This window comes from Desulfobacter sp. (assembly GCA_028768525.1).
GTDB lineage: Bacteria > Desulfobacterota > Desulfobacteria > Desulfobacterales > Desulfobacteraceae > Desulfobacter.
Genome location: CP054837.1, coordinates 5870001 through 5888261, shown reverse-complemented (window position 1 = coordinate 5888261; position 18261 = coordinate 5870001). Strand labels below are relative to the sequence as shown.

The 18261-nt window shown below is 50.6% G+C and carries 12 protein-coding genes and 2 rRNA genes (1 of these 14 cut by a window edge); 6 read left to right on the top strand and 8 right to left on the bottom strand.

Annotated features, from left to right (window positions below; translation table 11 throughout):
- Positions 1 to 67 precede the first annotated feature (67 nt).
- The 6 genes from HUN04_25975 (at position 68) to HUN04_25950 (ending at position 12699) form a co-directional block, all read left to right on the top strand.
- A complete protein-coding gene (locus HUN04_25975; GenBank protein WDP92984.1) occupies positions 68 to 7711 on the top strand; it encodes an SDR family NAD(P)-dependent oxidoreductase in 7644 nt (2547 codons plus the stop codon).
- A 325-nt stretch (positions 7712 to 8036) separates the two neighbouring features.
- The gene (locus HUN04_25970) at positions 8037 to 8510 is read left to right on the top strand and encodes a hypothetical protein (protein WDP92983.1); all 474 of its coding nucleotides are present in this window, start codon (positions 8037 to 8039) and stop codon (positions 8508 to 8510) included.
- Between the two features lie 47 nt (positions 8511 to 8557).
- The gene (locus HUN04_25965) at positions 8558 to 9985 is read left to right on the top strand and encodes a zinc-ribbon domain-containing protein (GenBank protein WDP92982.1); all 1428 of its coding nucleotides are present in this window, start codon (positions 8558 to 8560) and stop codon (positions 9983 to 9985) included.
- A 12-nt stretch (positions 9986 to 9997) separates the two neighbouring features.
- A complete protein-coding gene (locus HUN04_25960; protein WDP92981.1) occupies positions 9998 to 11005 on the top strand; it encodes a response regulator in 1008 nt (335 codons plus the stop codon).
- The gene (locus HUN04_25955; protein WDP92980.1) at positions 11002 to 11346 is read left to right on the top strand and encodes a hypothetical protein; all 345 of its coding nucleotides are present in this window, start codon (positions 11002 to 11004) and stop codon (positions 11344 to 11346) included. Before HUN04_25960 ends, HUN04_25955 begins: the two co-directional genes overlap by 4 nt.
- A 129-nt stretch (positions 11347 to 11475) precedes the next feature.
- Entirely contained in the window at positions 11476 to 12699 is a 1224-nt protein-coding gene (locus tag HUN04_25950; protein ID WDP92979.1) for a DUF4388 domain-containing protein, read from the top strand.
- Between the two features lie 38 nt (positions 12700 to 12737).
- Here HUN04_25950 and HUN04_25945 read toward each other — a convergent pair whose 3' ends face one another.
- From HUN04_25945 to HUN04_25910, 8 genes are all read right to left on the bottom strand, one after another.
- Positions 12738 to 13013, bottom strand: a complete 276-nt coding sequence (locus HUN04_25945; GenBank protein ID WDP92978.1) for a hypothetical protein — start codon at positions 13011 to 13013, stop codon at positions 12738 to 12740.
- Positions 13014 to 13025: 12 nt separating this feature from the next.
- A complete protein-coding gene (locus HUN04_25940; GenBank protein ID WDP92977.1) occupies positions 13026 to 13364 on the bottom strand; it encodes a roadblock/LC7 domain-containing protein in 339 nt (112 codons plus the stop codon).
- Complete coding sequence (locus tag HUN04_25935; GenBank protein WDP92976.1) at positions 13361 to 13852, bottom strand: hypothetical protein; 492 nt, start codon at positions 13850 to 13852, stop codon at positions 13361 to 13363. Before HUN04_25935 ends, HUN04_25940 begins: the two co-directional genes overlap by 4 nt.
- 1 nt (position 13853) lies before the next feature.
- Positions 13854 to 15863, bottom strand: coding sequence for a hypothetical protein (locus tag HUN04_25930; GenBank protein ID WDP92975.1), 2010 nt, complete (start codon positions 15861 to 15863; stop codon positions 13854 to 13856).
- Positions 15864 to 15873: 10 nt separating this feature from the next.
- Positions 15874 to 16479, bottom strand: a complete 606-nt coding sequence (locus HUN04_25925; GenBank protein WDP92974.1) for a GTPase domain-containing protein — start codon at positions 16477 to 16479, stop codon at positions 15874 to 15876.
- Between the two features lie 51 nt (positions 16480 to 16530).
- Positions 16531 to 16920 carry a roadblock/LC7 domain-containing protein gene (locus HUN04_25920; GenBank protein WDP92973.1) on the bottom strand — a complete coding sequence of 130 codons (390 nt, stop codon included), beginning with the start codon at positions 16918 to 16920 and terminating at the stop codon, positions 16531 to 16533.
- A 332-nt stretch (positions 16921 to 17252) separates the two neighbouring features.
- A 5S ribosomal RNA gene (gene rrf / locus HUN04_25915) occupies positions 17253 to 17369 on the bottom strand.
- A gap of 238 nt (positions 17370 to 17607) precedes the next feature.
- Positions 17608 to 18261, bottom strand: a 23S ribosomal RNA gene (locus HUN04_25910) (it continues 2341 nt past the right edge of the window).

The following is an 18261-nucleotide window of genomic DNA, read 5'->3' as shown; positions in this document are numbered from 1 at the left end:
TAAACCAGGCTTAGTATATTTGCCGAACTTAAAAAATTAACTTTTAGCACCAGTTACGAAATCATCCATGACACCACAACAGAAAAGTCATATCGGCCACCCCGTCGCTGTCATCGGCATGGGATGTATTTTTCCCGAATCCAGAAATCTGAAAGAATACTGGCGCCTGCTGTTCAACGGCAAAGATGCCATAAAACCCATCCCGGAAGAGACCCATTGGCGGCTCAAGGATTATTATGATGAAGATCCGGCCTGCCCCGACCACACCTATTGCACCCAGGGCGGATTTATACCGGAAATCGCTTTTGACCCTTTGAGCTACGGTATTCCGCCCAACAACATCGAAGCCACGGACACCTCACAGCTGCTGGGCCTGGAAGTCGCGCGCATGGCATTGGCCGATGCCGGATACCCCGTCGGTCACGAGGCGCTCCACAGACAAAAGGTTAATGTCATCCTGGGGGTCACCGGAACCCAGGAACTGGTCATTCCTTTAGGCGCGCGGCTGGGGCATCCTTTATGGAAAAAAGCCATGATCGACGGGGGCCTTGCCCCTGAAAAAACCGACGAAATTCTCCAGCGGCTTGACCGTTCCTATACCCAGTGGCAGGAGAACTCCTTTCCCGGCCTGCTGGGAAATGTGGTGGCCGGCCGAATCGCCAACAGGCTGGATCTTTCCGGCACCAACGCCGTATCCGATGCCGCCTGTGCCAGTTCCCTCTCCGCCATACATACGGCCGTGATGGAACTTCAGACCGGCCGGTGTGACATGTCCATCACCGGCGGTGTGGACACCCTCAACGATATTTTCATGCACATGTGCTTTTCCAAAACCGGTGTCCTTTCACACTCCAGCGATGCCAAACCCTTTTCAAAGGATGCCGACGGAACCGTACTCGGTGAAGGCGTCGGCATGCTGGTTCTAAAACGGCTTTGTGATGCGGAGCGGGACAATGACCGGATCTATGCGGTCATCCGGGGCATCGGCACCTCAAGCGACGGCAAAACCTCGGCCGTCTATGCCCCCGAGGCCAAGGGACAGGTCAGGGCCTTAAAAGATGCCTATGAGCGCGCCGGGGTGGATCCCGGTTCGGTGGGGCTGATTGAAGCCCACGGCACCGGCACCCGGGTGGGGGACAAGGTTGAATTCACTGCATTAAAGAAATATTTCGGCAATGATGCCGGAGCAGGTGCCACCGCCATCGGATCCGTAAAATCCATGATCGGCCACAGCAAGGCCGCCGCCGGCGCCGCCGGCATGATCAAGACCATCCTGGCCCTTCACCACAAAGTGATCCCGCCCACCCTCAAAGCAGCGGAACCGGACCCCGAGCTTGAAATCAACGGGTCATCCTTTTACCTCAACGACAGGTCCAAGCCCTGGGTGAAAAAAAATGATACCCTTCGCCGGTCCGGGGTCTCGGCCTTCGGATTCGGCGGCTCCAATTTCCATGCCGTGCTTGAAGAATACGGCCCGGAAAAACCCCATGTATCCTGGGACGGATCCGTTCAGATTCTGGCGGTCTCTGCACCGGATAAAAAAGGGCTCACTGAAAAACTCAACCACATGCGGGAAACGCTGGCCGCCTATGATCCCAAGGATGTGCCCGAATACACCCAGGCCGTCGCCTGGCAGGCCTTTGAATCCAGACAGCGCTTCTCGGTTAAGGACCCGTTCCGGATACTGATTTTGATCACCGGAGACGATGATGCAACCAATTTGATCGGCAAGTCCCTGGATACCGTCAACAACGGCACTGCAGCAACTCCACCGGTGTTTTACGGTACCGGTACCCCCCAGGGCAAACTCGGCTTCGTGTTCCCCGGTCAGGGCAGCCAGTACACCGGCATGGCCAGAGACATCATCTCCATCTTTCCCGAAGCCATGGATGCGTTCAACCTCGGGCAGGACTGCCTGGGCGCCGAACACCGAGATTCGGACCTGGAGTCCCTGAGCCGGTACACCTTTCCACTGCCCGGCCACGCCATCGGCAAAAAAGAGGCCGAGGAAAAGCTCAGGCAGACCCACATTGCCCAGCCGGCCATTGGCGCCGCCACCCTTGCCATGTTGGAAATTTTAAACAGGTTCGGCATTTCACCGGAAATGACCTGCGGCCATAGTTTCGGAGAACTCTCCGCCCTCTGCGCCGCCGGATGGCTGGATAAAAAAGACTTCCTGAAACTGGCCGCAGCCCGGGGCCGGTATATGGCGGATGCAGGCAAAACAGGGGATGATCCCGGAAGTATGCTGGCCATCCAGGCACCCGTGGAAAAAATCCAGGCCCTGCTCGACAACTCGGGCCTGGATCTGGTTCTGGCAAATAAAAACAGCCCGGCCCAAGGGGTTCTTTCCGGCAGCACCATGGACATAGACAAGGCACACAAGCTGTGCAAAAAACAAAAAATGAGAGCGGTCAAACTGCCGGTGGCCGCAGCATTCCACAGCCGCCTGGTTGAAAATGCAGCACGCCCCTTCAGTAAGGATGTGGCCCAAATAACATTGGCGCCCACCGCCGTGGCAGTCCTATCCAACACCACTGGACAGGTCTACCCGAAAGCGCCCAAAAAGGCGGGGACGCTTTTAGGCAATCAACTCATGCACCCGGTGAACTTCACGGACAATATTGAGTTTATGCATAAAAACGGTATCTCCACCTTCCTTGAAATCGGGCCGAAATCCGTCCTCACCGGTCTGATCAAAACGATCTTAAAGGGAGAAAACATTCAGGCCTGTGCCCTGGATGCATCCGCTGGTAAAAAAACAGGGATTTTTGACCTGGCAGCAGCCCTTTGTGCCATAGCTGCCAGGGGCCATGACGTCGATCTCACCCCATGGGAAGAACCGGCCCAGGCACCTGTCCCCAAAAAAATGAAACTCATGATCAGCGGGGCAAACCCGAAACCAACCAGGGAGCAGCTCCCACCGGCCGCCCCTGCAGTAAAGCCCCTTGCACCGGCCGCACATCAGATTCCGGCGGAACCTGGTCCGGCCACTCCAATGGAAAAACAGGCACCACTGAGCAGCAGTACCCAGGCAGACAGGGCCCACAACACGAATTATTCCCAAAATCGAGGAAGAATTATGACACCCTCCACCCAGACAACCAGCCAACCTGTAAGCAACCAACCGGCAAGCCCCCAGACCGCACCGGCCACGGGAAGTCAAATGGACATTCTCACCAGGGGACTTGAAGCCATCCAGCAGCTCCAGGCCCAGACCGCAAGGGCCCATGAAAAATTTCTGGAGACCCAGGCCATGGCCGGGCAGTCCCTGGCCATGATGCTGGAGCAGACCCGGTCCGGCGCGGCCCCCGCACCGGCCTATACCGCCCCCATGCCAGTGGTTCCTGCCCCTGAAATCCCGGCCCCGAAACCTGCCGAGACTCCGGCGCCTCAGCCAGTATATACAGCGCCTGAAACACCGGCACCGGCGCCATCGACCCAGACTCCGGCTCAGCCGGCCCCTGTGCAGAAAGCAGCGCCCCATGGCGAAGATGCTTCGGCGCCCGCTCAGACGCAAAACACGGGTATCCAATCCATTCTTTTTGAAACGGTGAGTAAACTCACAGGATTCCCCGTTGAAATGCTGGAACCTGAGATGGATATTGAATCCGACCTGGGCATTGATTCCATTAAAAAAGTTGAAATCATATCTGAACTCGAAAAACAAATGCCCGGTGGCCAGAGTGTTTCACCGGACCATTTGACCACCGTTCGCACCCTTGAGGATATCTGCCGGGCCATGGGCGACACCGATGCCCATTCAGGCAGCATTCAGCCTGCCCCGGAGCCGGTGGCTTCCCCGTCCCAGGCCGGCGGTACCCAGGATTCAGAACAAACCTTCAATGTACTGGTGGGCATTATCAGCGAACTGACAGGATTTCCCAGGGAAATGCTGGAACCTGAAATGAACCTTGAATCCGATCTTGGCATTGACTCCATCAAACGGGTTGAAATTCTGTCTAAACTGGAGCAGGAACTGCCGGACGTTGGCACGGTTTCCCCCGATGAAATGGGGACATTAAAAAGCCTGGATGACATTGTCCGATACCTTTCACCGGACACCCAAGAGAACACTGAACCAGAGGGGGCTGCACAGCCCTCCAAAAAAAAAACTTCGCTTGAAAGCGTAACCGGGTCAGAGACTGATGAAACGGTGCCGGAATCACCTTCGGCGCCGCTTCTCCGCCAGGAAATAGGGCTCACCCCCTACCCCACCAACCAGATCCGCTTTTACAACGGCACACGGATCCAGGTATCAAACAACCGTACCGTTTACCTGACACGGGACGGTGCCGGGATTGCCCAATGCTTTAAAAAGGAATTCGTCAAAGCCGGCATCAAGGCGGAACTGATCGACCCGGGTAAAAGCCCGGCACCGGATCTGCCCGATGCCGCAGGCCTTGTGATTATCGCCGAGGCCTTTTCATCCTCAGATAACCAGGCTGCAAAATCCTTTCTATCTTCCGCCTTTGATCTGGTAAGGACCAATGCAGGATATATTGGGGCTGCCGCAAAAGAAAAGGGAGGGTTCCTTACCACGGTGAGCTTTGGGGGCGGCGCCTTCGGCTTCGACGCCGCGGCCCCGGCAGGCAGCCCGGTTTACGGCGGGCTGGCAGGGCTGGCCAAAACCGCCGACCTGGAGTGGCCCGATGTACTCTGCCATGCCCTGGACCTGCCATCGGATGCCGATACAGCAAAATCATATGCCGAAGCTGCCGTGGCCCTGATGATGACCCACGGTGCCGTAGAAATGGGGCTGCAGGGAGACCAATGCGTTATCCCCACCCTTGAATCCAAACCCATTCCTCTGGCAGCCGAGAAAGCGGTTCCCCCAGAATTCGGCACCGAGGACGTGGCGGTTATTACCGGCGGCGCCAAGGGCGTGACGGCCGAATGCGCCCTGGCCCTTGCCCGGGCATCCCATCCAAACATCGTCCTTCTGGGCAGATCCCCGGCCCCCTTTGCCGAACCGGAATGGATCGCAAACCTGACAGAACCCGGTGAAATGAAAAAGGCCATCCTTGCCAATGCCTTTCCCGGAGAGAAACCCAAACCAGCAGCGGTTGAGTCCGAATACCGGCGCCTTGTCTCCAACAGGGATATCCGGAAGAATATTGATCGCATCGCGGCCCATGCCGCCCAGGTCAGGTACCATTCCGTGGATATCAGGGATAAAGACCAGGTTGCCGGCGTTCTTGCCGATGTGCAGGCAGAGCTGGGACCGGTAACCGCCCTCGTCCACGGGGCCGGCGTACTTGAAGATAAGCTCATTGCCGAAAAATCAATGGAACAGTTCACCCGGGTTTTCAATACGAAAATTGAAGGGCTTGAGTCCCTTGTTGAGGCGGTTGATGTTGAGCGCTTAAAATATCTGGTGCTCTTTTCATCCATTGCAGGACGGCTGGGCAATCAGGGTCAGTGCGACTACGCCATGGCCAATGAGGTATTGAACAAAACCGCCCAGGCCATGGCAGTTTCGCACCCCCGATGCCGGGTACTCTCACTGAACTGGGGTCCCTGGGACGGGGGGATGGTCAATGACGCTTTGAAAAAGGAATTTTCCAGGCGGGGCGTCGCGATGATTCCCCTGGCCGCCGGCGCAGCTCAGATGATAATGGAAATGGCAAATCCCGACCATACAGCTGTTGAGGTCGTTATCGGAGGCACCATGAATCCTTCCCCCCAAAAAAAGAAACCGGTGCTGAACAGAGCCTTGTCACAGAATCTGGGCGTCAAGGCCAGTCCAATCGTCAATGACCATAAAATAGACAACAAACCGGTCGTCCCCTTTGCCCTTATGGCCGACCTCATGGCCTGCGGTACTGAAAAAAACAATCCAGGGCTCAGGTTTACCGGGATTGACAATCTGCGGCTGCTCAAGGGTATCACCCTGGGCGGCGATGATATTGCGGTTCATGTCAATGTAGGCAAATGCCTTCGACGGGACGGCCTGTTCACCGCACCGGCAACCCTGGCCTCTGAAAATATTTCCGGAGAGGCGGCCATACATGCCGAAGCAGAACTAATACTATCTGACACCCTCCCCGAACCGCCGGTGTTGTCCCAAGCCGCGTTTATGGACCTTAAACCCTGTGAGATTACCCCGGCCAGGGCCTATGACGAGATTCTGTTTCACCGGGAAGGCCTGCAGAGCATTATTGACATATCCGGGATCTCGCCCAAAGGAATGGAGGTCACCGCCAGAACCGCTCCAGAACCCGGGGCATGGTACGACGCCCCCCACACCAGAGAGTGGTCAGTTGACCCCCTGATGCTGGATACGGCATTTCAGACGGCCATCCTCTGGACCCATGAAACCCGGAACCAGGTCTGTTTGCCCGCATTCTTCGCCAACCTGAGGCTGTACAAATCCTATCCGTCCAGGTCTGGCAATATACGGGTGCTGTTCACGGTGAATAATGAAACCCGCCATAAAGTACAGGGCTATTTCACCTTCCTAGACGAAACAGATACCGTCATTGCCAGCATCATGGGCTTTGAGGCATTCATCGACCCGGGATTGAAAACCAAATTCAAACCAGCCCCCCTCTTCAACAGGGACAGGATACTGGCATTTGCCCAGGGTGACCCGTCGGAAGCCTTTGGGGAGGCCTATAAAGCGTTTGATAAAAAACGTGAAATCGCCAGATTGCCACGGCCCCCTTATTTTTTCATGGATTCAGTGACCGTGGCCGACCACAAGGCATGGGAAATGGCACCTGGGGGCTGGATTGAAACCACCTATGAGATTCCCGAAACCGAATGGTATTTTACAGCCAACCGGTCCAAGGCCATGCCCTTCTGCATTCTTTTGGAAATTGCCCTCCAGCCCTGCGGGTGGCTGGCTGCCTATGCCGGCTCCGCCCTGAAGAGCCAGGAGCGGCTTCATTTCAGGAATCTTGGTGGAGATGCCACACTGGTTGCCAATCCCACATCCGAATCAGGCACCCTTACCATCCGGGTCCGAATGTCGGATGTTTCCCAGGCCGGCGGAATGATCATCCAGGATTTTGAAATGGAAGTTCAGAACAGGGGCAATCTCATTTACAAAGGCACCACCAACTTCGGTTTTTTTACGGCCGATGCCCTGGCCAACCAGGTGGGCATCCGCACCCCGCGTTTTTATCAGAAATTGCATGGCAATGCCCAGGCAATATCCTTTGAAAACGATGCCCCTGTCACCCCCGATGACACCTCGGTCAGTCCGGATACCGGCATGCCTTCCAAGGCCCTTAGAATGATTGATACCATCGACCATTTGGACATTGAAGGTGGTATCCATGGCCGCGGCCTTGTCCAGGCCGTAAAAACGGTCGATCCACAGGAGTGGTTTTTCAAGGCCCATTTTTATCAGGATCCCGTCTGCCCAGGTTCCCTTGGGGTGGAATCCTTTCTCCAGATGCTACGCTTTTTCCTGGTCAAAAAATACAGTATCAATCCAGCCAAATATAAAGCGGCCATGGCAGAAAACAACCGCCATAAATGGATCTATAGGGGACAGATTATCCCTGCAAATAAGAACATACTGATTCAGGCCCACATCAAGGAATGCTCGGATGAAAACGGCCGCTATACCATTGTCGCGGACGGGGCTCTGATGGTGGATGGTATCTGCATCTATGAAATGGAAGATTTCAGCATGGCGTTTGTTCCGGCAGAGGAAAAAACCGCTGTTGATGAACAGCTTGAAAATGCAGAACAGAACTGATTCGGGATACATCTTTGATGCGATTTCCCGATCACAAAAAAGGAGCAGCAAATAAATTACTGCGACATATCATCACATTCTGACGATATACAGCCAAAGCCACCAGATACAACCACAGCCCGAATCCTTTAGCCGATGTCTTATTTATTAGGACCTTGATGCTGAGATAACCATTGACAGGGGACGAACAATCCTGGCATAAAAAATGAAACAAAGTCCGGGATGAACCCAATTTTGCTTTTTGGGCCCCACGGTACAGACAACCCGGGAGAACCGGCGGCGCCAAAGGCCGTTTGCGTTTCCCCCCCAGCAACAGGATTCGGTAATGGCGTTATCTTCAGAAGAGATCGCCGCCCTGGTATTCAAACAGGCGGTACAGTCTAATATCGGAGAGCTGGCCCTAGACGGCCCCATGCTCAGTGTTTTAATGCAATTTGACGGAAAAAAAACGCTCGGGCAGGTGGCGGGGCAATTGAGCATGAGTATGACGGATATACGACCGGTGGTGGCCAAGCTTGTCGAATCCCGGCTGATTCAACGCGTTAGCGCGGCCGTTGCCGCTGTGGATCAGGACTTTATGGATTTTCTGACCTCCCAAATGGCCATTGCCATCGGTCCCCTGGGCGGCCTGATTATTGAGGACAGCATGGAAATTCTCGGATATGCCGGCAGCCATCTTCCCACACGACAGGCTGCCGAATTGGTGAATCTATTATCCAGGGAAATTCCAAGGGAAGAAAAACGGATCGAGTTCAAGCAGGCCATGCTTCAAAAAATCAGGGAAAAAGGCTACCTCTAAAATCAGGAGTCCAGAAAAAGGAATAAATCCGTGACAAGGAGACGATAATGAAGGTTGTATGCAGCGGCTGCGGCGCAGAGTATAAAATTGATTCCACGAAAATCAAAGGAACCAAGGCCTGGTTCAAATGTAAAAGCTGTTCAGAAAATATAATTGTTGAAAAAGAAGATATCCTTGATACGTTCTATCCCGTTGAAAATCCCGCTGTAGAAGATTTGCTGGGCGGGGATGGAGGAGGGACGGCTGAACAGAACCCAGATTTATCAGATGCATTCTCCGGTTTCGACGGAATTGATGAGGCAGATGGGATTGATGGGGTAACCGAGGCGGCTGCAGGGACCGGTCCCCAAAACACTGAGCCCCGCGGTGAAGAAAACGTCCAGGCATCACCGGCCCCACCCAAGAAAAGACACCTGTTCGGTCTTACTGCCAATGTCATTTGTCTTATGCTATTGGTTAGTTTAATCCCCGGGGGGCTGTATTTTGCCATCTCTTCAAAATATTCCCATGATAGAATACTCAACGAAACATACAGGACCGGGACCATTGTTACCGGACAGCTGGCAAGCCAGGTGGACGAATGGCTTGATAAAAACATAAGAGTGTTAAAGGCGGTGACCAAACTGCCGGCCATCCAGTCAATGGAGCCGGAAAATCAAAGAGAAATTCTCAATGCCATCCAAAGGGAATATCCCTGGATTTACCTGGTCTTCACCACGGATATGAAGGGCCTAAACATCGCCAGAAGCGACGGAAAACCCCTGAAAAATTATGGAGACAGGCAGTATGTTAAAACCATCGTCAACGGTTCCGATCTGGCGTGGCAGACCCTTATCGGAAAAACCTCCAAAAAGCCCGCACTGGTGCTTGCCGTTCCGGTTATAAAAGACGGGAAACCCGTCGGCCTGATCGCAGCGGCCATGACGAGAAGTGCCATTTCAGAACGTGTCACCCGGTTTAAACTCGGAAATACAGGATCAGGGTTCCTGGTTGACAACAATGGCAAAGCCGTGGCTCACCAGAACAATGCCTTTGTACTCAAGCAAAAGAATATGAGTGCCCACCCCTTAATCGACGCTGCCAAAGCCGGCCGCAAGGACAGGGTTGAATTTATTGATGCGGACGGCAAAACCGCTATTGGATTTACCGCTCAAACGGCCATGGGCTGGACCCTGGCCATCCAGCAGGATAAGGATGAAGCCCTGGCCCCCTTAAAACAGGCCCGGAAATCTGCCATTCTGCTGCTCTGCGTCACCCTGGCCGTCGTTGTCATCATCGCCCTGATTGCCAGCCGCTCCCTTGTCAGGCCCATTAAGGAACTTACCGATGCTGCCAACCGCATAAGTGTCGGAGATATGGATGTGGAAATCAAATCCCGGTCCAAAAATGAAATCGGCGACCTTGCAGATGCCATCACCAGGCTTCAGGACAGCATCCAGATTTCAATCTCGCGCCTCCAGCGCCTTAAAAAATAAAGTGGCTTGGTTATGCTGAATTTACTTTTATTCACCAATGATCCCGGCCTTCAGGATGAAGCCCGAAAGGCCATAACCGGCAAAACATATGCGCTGGTCACGGCCCCCAACTACCAGGAAGCTGTGGGCATACTCGGCCATGTGTTTATTTCAATGGTGGTTGTGGATTTCAATCTGTCACGGATCAAATGTACAGCACTGCTGGAACATGTACAGGAGCATTACCCGGATATCCCGGTAATTGCCCTGTCATCGACGCCTCTGGATCAAGAGGATCTGCCACGGAATATTTCTGCATCTTACATGGGAAGCCCCTTTGTTAGCAAAGACCTCCAGCAGATCATCGAAGCTGAAATCCGAAATCTGATCAGCGGCGGAACCATAAGCAACGTATCCCCCCCTTCCCTGGCCCAACTCCTGGAAATGGAGGGTAAATCCTGTATTTTACGAATTTTTGAAAAAAAGGCCAAAGCGGGCGGCCTGCTTGTGTTCCGGGCAGGTAAACTCATAGATTCGCGGTTCGGCGGTTTCAAGCCCATAGAAGCGGCCTGCAGAATCCTGGCCTGGGACGAAGCGGATATTTATATTCAAAACAAAGAATATCCGGTCGAGGACAGGATCAACCTGGACCTTAAATCCATCATTGTAAGATCCGTCCACATGAAAGATGAGGGCCAGACGGCAGTTGCACAGCAGCCCCCCCCAGCCGCACGGCAACCAAAGTCACAACCCAAAGAGGCTTTCCCCAAAAACCTCGGTAGTTTTCTGGACAAACACTTGGACAACCGCAGCGGAATTGTAAAAGTCGGATATGATGCCCATGCAGAAGAGCTGCTCCGGGATGTCCGCGACCTGGGGCCCCTTTTCGAACTCGGCCGGCTCAGGCTTATCTGTGCAGATGACGGCGCTGAAAACGGACTGTTTGTGGACGGACCGGTTCCCACAACAGTCACGCTCAGTGCCCAGAGCCCGTTGGAAAAAATAACCCTGTTGATCACCCGGTTTCTGGATATCATATGAAAAAAATATTTGATGCAGTCATCGGTCTGGACCATGTATATGGCGCCGCTATCATAGACGCCGACGGCCGATCCGTATATGACCCCCTGAACCTTAACAAATTTTCAGGGCAACAGCCGCAGGAGCTTTGGAATCAACTGACCCAGTCCGGCAACTTCAAAAGAGAACTGGATCTTGTTTTTGAAAAAGGGCGCCTTTACATCCGCAAAATTGATCCGAACTACCTGTTGGTATTCATGGATACAAAAGGATCCGTGGCGTCCCTGAAGCTCACCTGCGATCTCATAGAACCCCAACCAACAAAACCCAAACCGAGAAAAAAGTTTCTTAATCTTTTTTAACCCTGCAGGCAGATCATGATGTTGAACAACGTACCTTTTTCTCTATCATTGTATTGCCCCGTATAATGTGGCATAGTATGAAAGCAATACCAGTGCTGCGTAACTATCATCATGACAGAGGATGGAACCATGAATCTTCAAGGAGATTTTGAAGGCTTAACACTTGCCAGTATTCTTCAGTTGCTTTGCAACGACCAAAAGACAGGCATATTAACCGTAACCAGGGGCAAGGATAAAAGCAAAGTCTATTTTGATCAAGGAACCATTGTCTATGCAACCGCGGCGGTAAAACAGGCACGGCTGGGATTTCTGCTGAGAAATGACGGTATTATTTCAGTCCAGCAACTGCAGAAATGCCTCTCCTTTGCCAAGGCGGAAAATCTTCATCTGGGAAAAGTCCTGGTGGAAAAAGGGTATATCTCTTTAGATACACTGAAAAAATATAATACCAAACAGGTTGAGGCCATCCTGTATGATCTTCTCTTCTGGGAAAAGGGGATATTCGGATACAGGGATGCCAAACTGAACCTGAAAAACATGATCGTTACCCAGCTCAATCCCATGAAACTCATTCTTGAAGCCTCCAGACGAATTGACGAACTCTCGGTTTTGCGAAAGGTCATTCCATCAGATAAACTGGTTTTCAAAATGTCGGGGAAAGTCAAGAGTAAAGAAGAGATAAAGCTCAATGCAAACGAATGGCGGGTCTTATCCCTGATAGACGGTTCACGCACTGTCCGTCAAATCATCCGGGAAAGCAGTTATGATGAATTCGCCGTTTATAAAATCCTCTATTCGGTGATCTCCTCTGGCCTGATTGAACAGAAAGAGGAAGTCCAGTTGGAAAACGGCGATAATGAAGAGTATCTGACAGCTGTTGTCACCGTTTTCAGCGACATCCTTTCAACAATAAAGAAAACCATCTCCGAAGAATTGGGGGAACGGACCGAGACCTTGTTCCTGGAGAGTGAAGCCAATCTCAACGACCAGCTTCAAAAGGTGTTTAAATATTTCAATCCGGACAATCCCAAAAACAAAAACCTTGAGGCCATTGAAAAGGGGCTGGATAGCATCGACCTGGCAGAAGACCCCAAAGAATTCATCATTTCAGGTTTTGTGAGCTATTGCGAACAGATATTGAGGAAAATCGGAGAACTCCTTGGCGTCCAGCCGATAGCCGCAGCCATGGACGACATTGAAAAAATCCTGGGGTACATCCGGCAATACCAGGCCGGTTCAAAGATAAAGGACAGGATTGTCACCGATATGAAAACATTGATAAAAACAATTGAATCTGAATTCAATATCAATAAAGATAAGCCCAAAAAAGGATTGTTCTCTTTATTTTCCTAAAATTTTTCTTTTTATTACCCCCCTTTTTTGCGTCAGCATCAGGAGTCGGCTACTTTTGCACCGCCGTAGGCCAGAAAAGAAAGGGCCGCAGTTCTGAAAAGCGCGCGAACAATCTCAAGCAGTTCTTTGTCCACAAACTGGTCAAGAATAACAACATAATCCGCCACAAATAAAAGGCAGGTCGTCACCAGAATCAAATTAATAACCTTGCCTACTTTTCCTCCAGCATATTTGACCCTGGCCTTATTAAATACAAAAATAATAATCAGATAAATGACAAGTGTAAAAACAGAAATTATAGTCTGAGCAGTCATGAAGCCTCCCTTTTAATCTGATTTTCCAACAAGGACATCCAGAAACTCCATGACAGCCGAAGCCGCCCTAAAATTCCTGATACCTGTTTGTTTTATCACTCCGAGATAATAATTACCAACAGGAAATATCAAAACATTCCTGTTGTTTTGACGGGAAAAAGACGCATATTTAAAATATTTTTTCCCAATAACTGAAAGCTTGCGACCACAGAAATAAACCATCCTTGATAATTTCTCAGGCGCTTTCATATCGTCATTATGGGCAAGGATATTCCCCTTTCCGTCCAACAGGATGTAACCGTCAACTCCGTTGATCCGTTTGACATTGGATAATACCTCGGCCATTCTCATTTTAAAGCCTTTAACCCTCTCCCCAGTTTATTGACGAGTTCAATGACCTCCCTGGGCAGGTCTGGCACTGCCGCAACCACAATGGCATACAATTGCGGAGCAACCTTAAAAACCGAAAAATATTTATCGGAGATCACCACGGTCATTTTTTTCATATCGGGGAACGTTCTGTCACCGCCGCTGTAACCCAGTGAGAGGCCCGAACCGAGGGATTCGATATCCTTCCGGGTTAATACCGGCGGCATTTTTTCGCCAACCAGCCCCTTTTTTTCATGGTATAAAAAGGAGCCGATAATGCCGGGCAAAGATTGAACCGCTACGAAAAACGGAGTAAATCCTTTCACCGGACCTGAGTCTGTCTCCTGGACATTTAGGGCATAAGCGTTGTGATACCCGCAGGCACTGCACTTAAATACGGCCCGCCCGCCTGCAAAGGCTGCAGGTTCCAGGTCATTTTTCTGACCGCAGTCTTCGCAAAACAGAATCATTTTATTTCCGGAATCTGGATGTCAGTTTTCCCCAGAACCCGCTTTTAGCCTTAGGGGTTGATTCATCAACTTCTTCAGGTTGGAATTCGTCATCAAGGGAGGCTGCGGCATCGTCAACCGCATTTTCTGCTTCTGTCAACATCTCTCCAGCCGATTCAGTTTCACCAAATTCAGACATTTCCTGCTCTGTACCGTCACTTTCGCCGTCGGGTAATGCCTCCTCCACGCTGTCAGCCAGAACATCCTCAGCAAACAGCTCGCCGGCTTCAGTTTCTGTGTCGTCGCCAAGCAGGCTAGGGGCATTGGCGGAATCACGAACATATTTTGACAGTCCGGACAATATCTCCAAAAGTGTGCGCTTGTCCTGATCGGCAGCCCATATCTGATTTAATCCGGCAATGTCTTCCAGGGCCTGGGTATAAATGCTTTCATCTTCCAGTACAGACGGGGTAATCAACAAATTCTTCAGCCGGGCCAGAACGGGTTCTGCTGGATCGTCTTCCTCCAAAGATTCAACCAGCAGGGACGAGTCAAGCTCAGGAACCTCAGGTTCGATAAATTCGATACCTTCTTCCGGAATCATTTCCAGAGGCAGCTCCTGATCCCCGCTGCTTTCAAACTCAGTGGCAAAATCAAGGGGCGGAGCAGGCTGGTCCATGTCATCCAGAACCTGATCATCAGATTCGGAAAGCGTATTTAAAGTTTCAATCCCATCATCTGTCCCAAACGCAGGTTTAACCCCTTGGTCGGGCTTAATCAGGCCGGAAAGGCCAGGTTGAATATACTCTTCTTCCTCCTCATCTTCTTCCAACACCGGTGCGACAGGTGGCGGCACTTCGGCAGCCTGAAACGAATCCGCCGAGTCAGCAGACTCAATTTCCGAGATACTGTCTTCAGAAACATCAAGATTAAAAAACTCATCCAGACGGCTTTCTATTTCAGGTATAGGTTCGGCGCCGTCCCGCTCTGGGATGTAACTTTTGACACCTTCCCCCTGCGATCCGGAATCAGCAGGCATCATGCCTGCAGGAGACTCTTGTGAAGGCCCGTGAAGTTCTGCCAAATGGATGGCATCAAGCAATTCATCCGCAGGTGAGGCTTTGGGCGAAAAGAGATCGCCCATGACATCCCTTGGCTCTTCAGGTGTACCTTTCTTTCCTGCAAGAGCCGGAGTTATCCCTTCTCCGGGTTTAGATGATTCTGAAAGCACGCTCAACGTCGCCTGTCCTGCCGGAACCGCTGACGACCCCACGTGTGACAACGCCGGCGGCAATTCGTCTTCCGGTTGAGGCGAAGGCGAAACAACTGCAGTTTCTGTTTTGGTGGAAATGCCCTGCTTGAACTCGTTGTACTTGCGGATATCGCCTTCGATCAATGATTTCTTCTCAGCCACGGCCATATGCGGATTTTGTACCAGCTTTTCATAATCTTGAAAAACAGATTGCAGCAACAGGATGGAATCTTTGTCGGCGTTTGACCCATGCCGTGCTATATATCCCCCGATACTGTGCATTATCCGTAAAAAAGTAAAATGCACCCGATTGGATTTGAGTCTCTCCTTAAGATGGCTAATGACATGGTCAAAACTTTTCAGGGTATGGTTTGAAATTTCCCAGTCCACCGATAATATGACCGCTTTAAGTTCTTCGAATTCTTTTTTTGATACAGGAGGGGCTTGGGAGATGGCGGCTTTCAAAGATTTGAACTCCATTATGGCCCGATCAAGTATTTTTCGGGCCTCAGCCGAGTTTCCAGGCATGCTGACCATCGTATCCAATTGATTTCCCAGAGATTTCAGGAGAGGCACGGCCTCAGGATGGGGGCTGTCGATTCTGCCGATCAGATACGTGGTGATGGACTGCATCATTTTAACGATGGTACCTGCACTGTCCTGAGGATTGAGTTCATCGTCAAGATCTGACAAAAGGCTTTGAAGAGCTTTGGCTTCCTCCTGCCCTGCCCCGGATGCCAATGCGTCGATCTTTTGCGTAATCTTAATAATCGAATCCAAAACAACCTCCTTAGAATATCTGATCCTGAATAGATCCGAGGGTCATTGATATGATCTTTTTTAAAGTTGGAATCACATTCCCTCCGTTTACGGCATTGGCCTCAAAAGCCGGAACTTTCAGCAGCCCGTTCAGATCCTTTTGCAGGGTTTGCGATGACAAAGTAGGGGTATCGGTTTTTCTTAGGTCAATTTTGTTATACTGCATCACCAGCGGTATCTTGAAAAGATCCAAATTATAGGTCTGAAGATTTTCATAGAGTTGGTTCAACGATTCAATATTTTTTTTCCGCTGGTTTTTTTGAACGTCTGCTACAAATACGATTCCATCGACGCCCCTGAGGACAAGCCTCCTGGTGGCATTGTACTTCACCTGCCCAGGAACAGTGTACAATTGTATGGTAACATCGAACCCCTTTATTTGCCCGACATCAAAGGGAAGAAAATCAAAAAACAAAGTCCGGTCGTCGTGGGTCTTTAGGCTGACCATCTCTGTTTTGATCTGCTCGCGGTATTTCTGGTTGATGTATTCCAGATTAGTGGTTTTTCCGCCTCTGCCCGGTCCATAATAGACAAGCTTAATCTGGACTTCTCTGGTTTTTACATTGATGAGCGCCAAATTTGTTCCCCCTCTAAACTCAGGGTTTACTGCAATTTTATCAGAACAGGATTATTCCTCAGATGAGAGAGCCTGCAATATTTCTTTAATTGCCTCGGCGGCTTTCAGCCTCACGATTCCCAGTGAAATATCCTTGTTAAACATTGAGATCAGTAAGGTCTCGTTATCCACTTTGCTGAAATGGATACTGGATTTTTCACCTTTATGAAATAAAAGGGAGAACTCAGACTCTCCAACCAGTTTTGCCATTGCATCCACTGCTGCGAAATTCCCAGCAGCAAGAGCGGCAAATGCAGTGGAGTCAAGTGCAGTTTTGCCGTTGTCATGTTTGGCGATGGCATTCCCGCTCATGTCCATGTAAATAACATGGTCAACCCCAGTAGCGATAAGATGGTTCTTAATGGCGTTATCTATGGCATTTAATTGATTTTTATTATACATAGTAAAATGTGTACCTCAATTCTGGAAATTGTGCAATATTTGAACTGCATATTTTTATCCTGACCAGCCCAACAATCCCGATCCCAAGAAAAAGATGCAATATCAATACCACAGAATCGATATATATTTCCATGCACAATCCAACTCAAGCATAATGGAAATAATATTAAATAATTGCATATGGGTTGTAAAAAACGGGCCAACTCATGGCTGCAATAAAAAAGGCCTAAAGCGGCCCGAATTTGTTATAAGCTGAACAATAATTGACAACTATAATACAAACTAAAAAGCCCTGGCCAATCTTTATGACTGACCAGGGCTTTTGAAAAATAATCCGGCAGCGTTCTACTCTCCCACACAGTCTCCCATGCAGTACCATCGACGCTAAGGCACTTAACTTCCGTGTTCGAGATGGGAACGGGTGTGACCACCTTGCCATTGCCACCGGATTAAATCGGGTTGGACCTGGGACTTCAGAATGCTGTCTTGCTTGCGTGTCCCTTGGATCCAAAATTCGTTTAATTCGCTGTAGTAATATCTATGGCAAAGTAAATTTTAGTGAATTTCAAGGCGCAAGCATTAATTTTAAATAAGGTGTAGTGGACTACTCCGTTTTAAAATTGATGCGTAGCAACGAAGAAATTCGCAAAATTTACGCAGACATCAAAGCGTCTAAATTTATTCGTGGAAAAAAGTGGCTAAGCCTCACGACCTATTAGTACCGGTAAGCTGAACATGTTACCATGCTTACACACCCGGCCTATCAACCTTGTAGTCTTCAAGGGGTCTTCAGTTCAAAAGAATGGGATATCTAATCTTGAAGTTGGCTTCCCGCTTAGATGCTTTCAGCGGTTATCCATACCCAACTTGGCTACCCAGCAATGCCCCTGGCGGAACAACTGGAACACCATTGGTTGGTCCATTCCGGTCCTCTCGTACTAGGAACAGATCTCCTCAAATATCCTACGCCCACGAAAGATAGGGACCAAACTGTCTCACGACGTTTTAAACCCAGCTCACGTACCACTTTAATTGGCGAACAGCCAAACCCTTGGGACCTGCTCCAGCCCCAGGATGTGATGAGCCGACATCGAGGTGCCAAACCGCCCCGTCGATGTGAACTCTTGGGGGCGATAAGCCTGTTATCCCCGGCGTACCTTTTATCCGTTGAGCGACGGCCCTTCCATTCAGAACCGCCGGATCACTAAGACCTACTTTCGTACCTGCTCGAAATGTCTCTCTCGCAGTCAAGCTCCCTTATGCCTTTGCACTCTACGGCTGGTTTCCAATCAGCCTGAGGGAACCTTCGCGCGCCTCCGTTACTCTTTGGGAGGCGACCGC

Excerpts from the sequence above, each read along its gene's own strand:
- HUN04_25965 (WDP92982.1), top strand. The coding sequence starts at position 8,558 with ATGAAGGTTGTATGCAGCGGCTGCGGCGCAGAGTATAAAATTGATTCC.
- HUN04_25945 (WDP92978.1), bottom strand. The coding sequence starts at position 13,013 with ATGACTGCTCAGACTATAATTTCTGTTTTTACACTTGTCATTTATCTG.
- HUN04_25960 (WDP92981.1), top strand. The coding sequence starts at position 9,998 with ATGCTGAATTTACTTTTATTCACCAATGATCCCGGCCTTCAGGATGAA.
- HUN04_25920 (WDP92973.1), bottom strand. The coding sequence starts at position 16,920 with ATGTATAATAAAAATCAATTAAATGCCATAGATAACGCCATTAAGAAC.
- HUN04_25950 (WDP92979.1), top strand. The coding sequence starts at position 11,476 with ATGAATCTTCAAGGAGATTTTGAAGGCTTAACACTTGCCAGTATTCTT.
- HUN04_25935 (WDP92976.1), bottom strand. The coding sequence starts at position 13,852 with ATGATTCTGTTTTGCGAAGACTGCGGTCAGAAAAATGACCTGGAACCT.
- HUN04_25955 (WDP92980.1), top strand. The coding sequence starts at position 11,002 with ATGAAAAAAATATTTGATGCAGTCATCGGTCTGGACCATGTATATGGC.
- HUN04_25975 (WDP92984.1), top strand. The coding sequence starts at position 68 with ATGACACCACAACAGAAAAGTCATATCGGCCACCCCGTCGCTGTCATC.
- HUN04_25970 (WDP92983.1), top strand. The coding sequence starts at position 8,037 with ATGGCGTTATCTTCAGAAGAGATCGCCGCCCTGGTATTCAAACAGGCG.
- HUN04_25940 (WDP92977.1), bottom strand. The coding sequence starts at position 13,364 with ATGAGAATGGCCGAGGTATTATCCAATGTCAAACGGATCAACGGAGTT.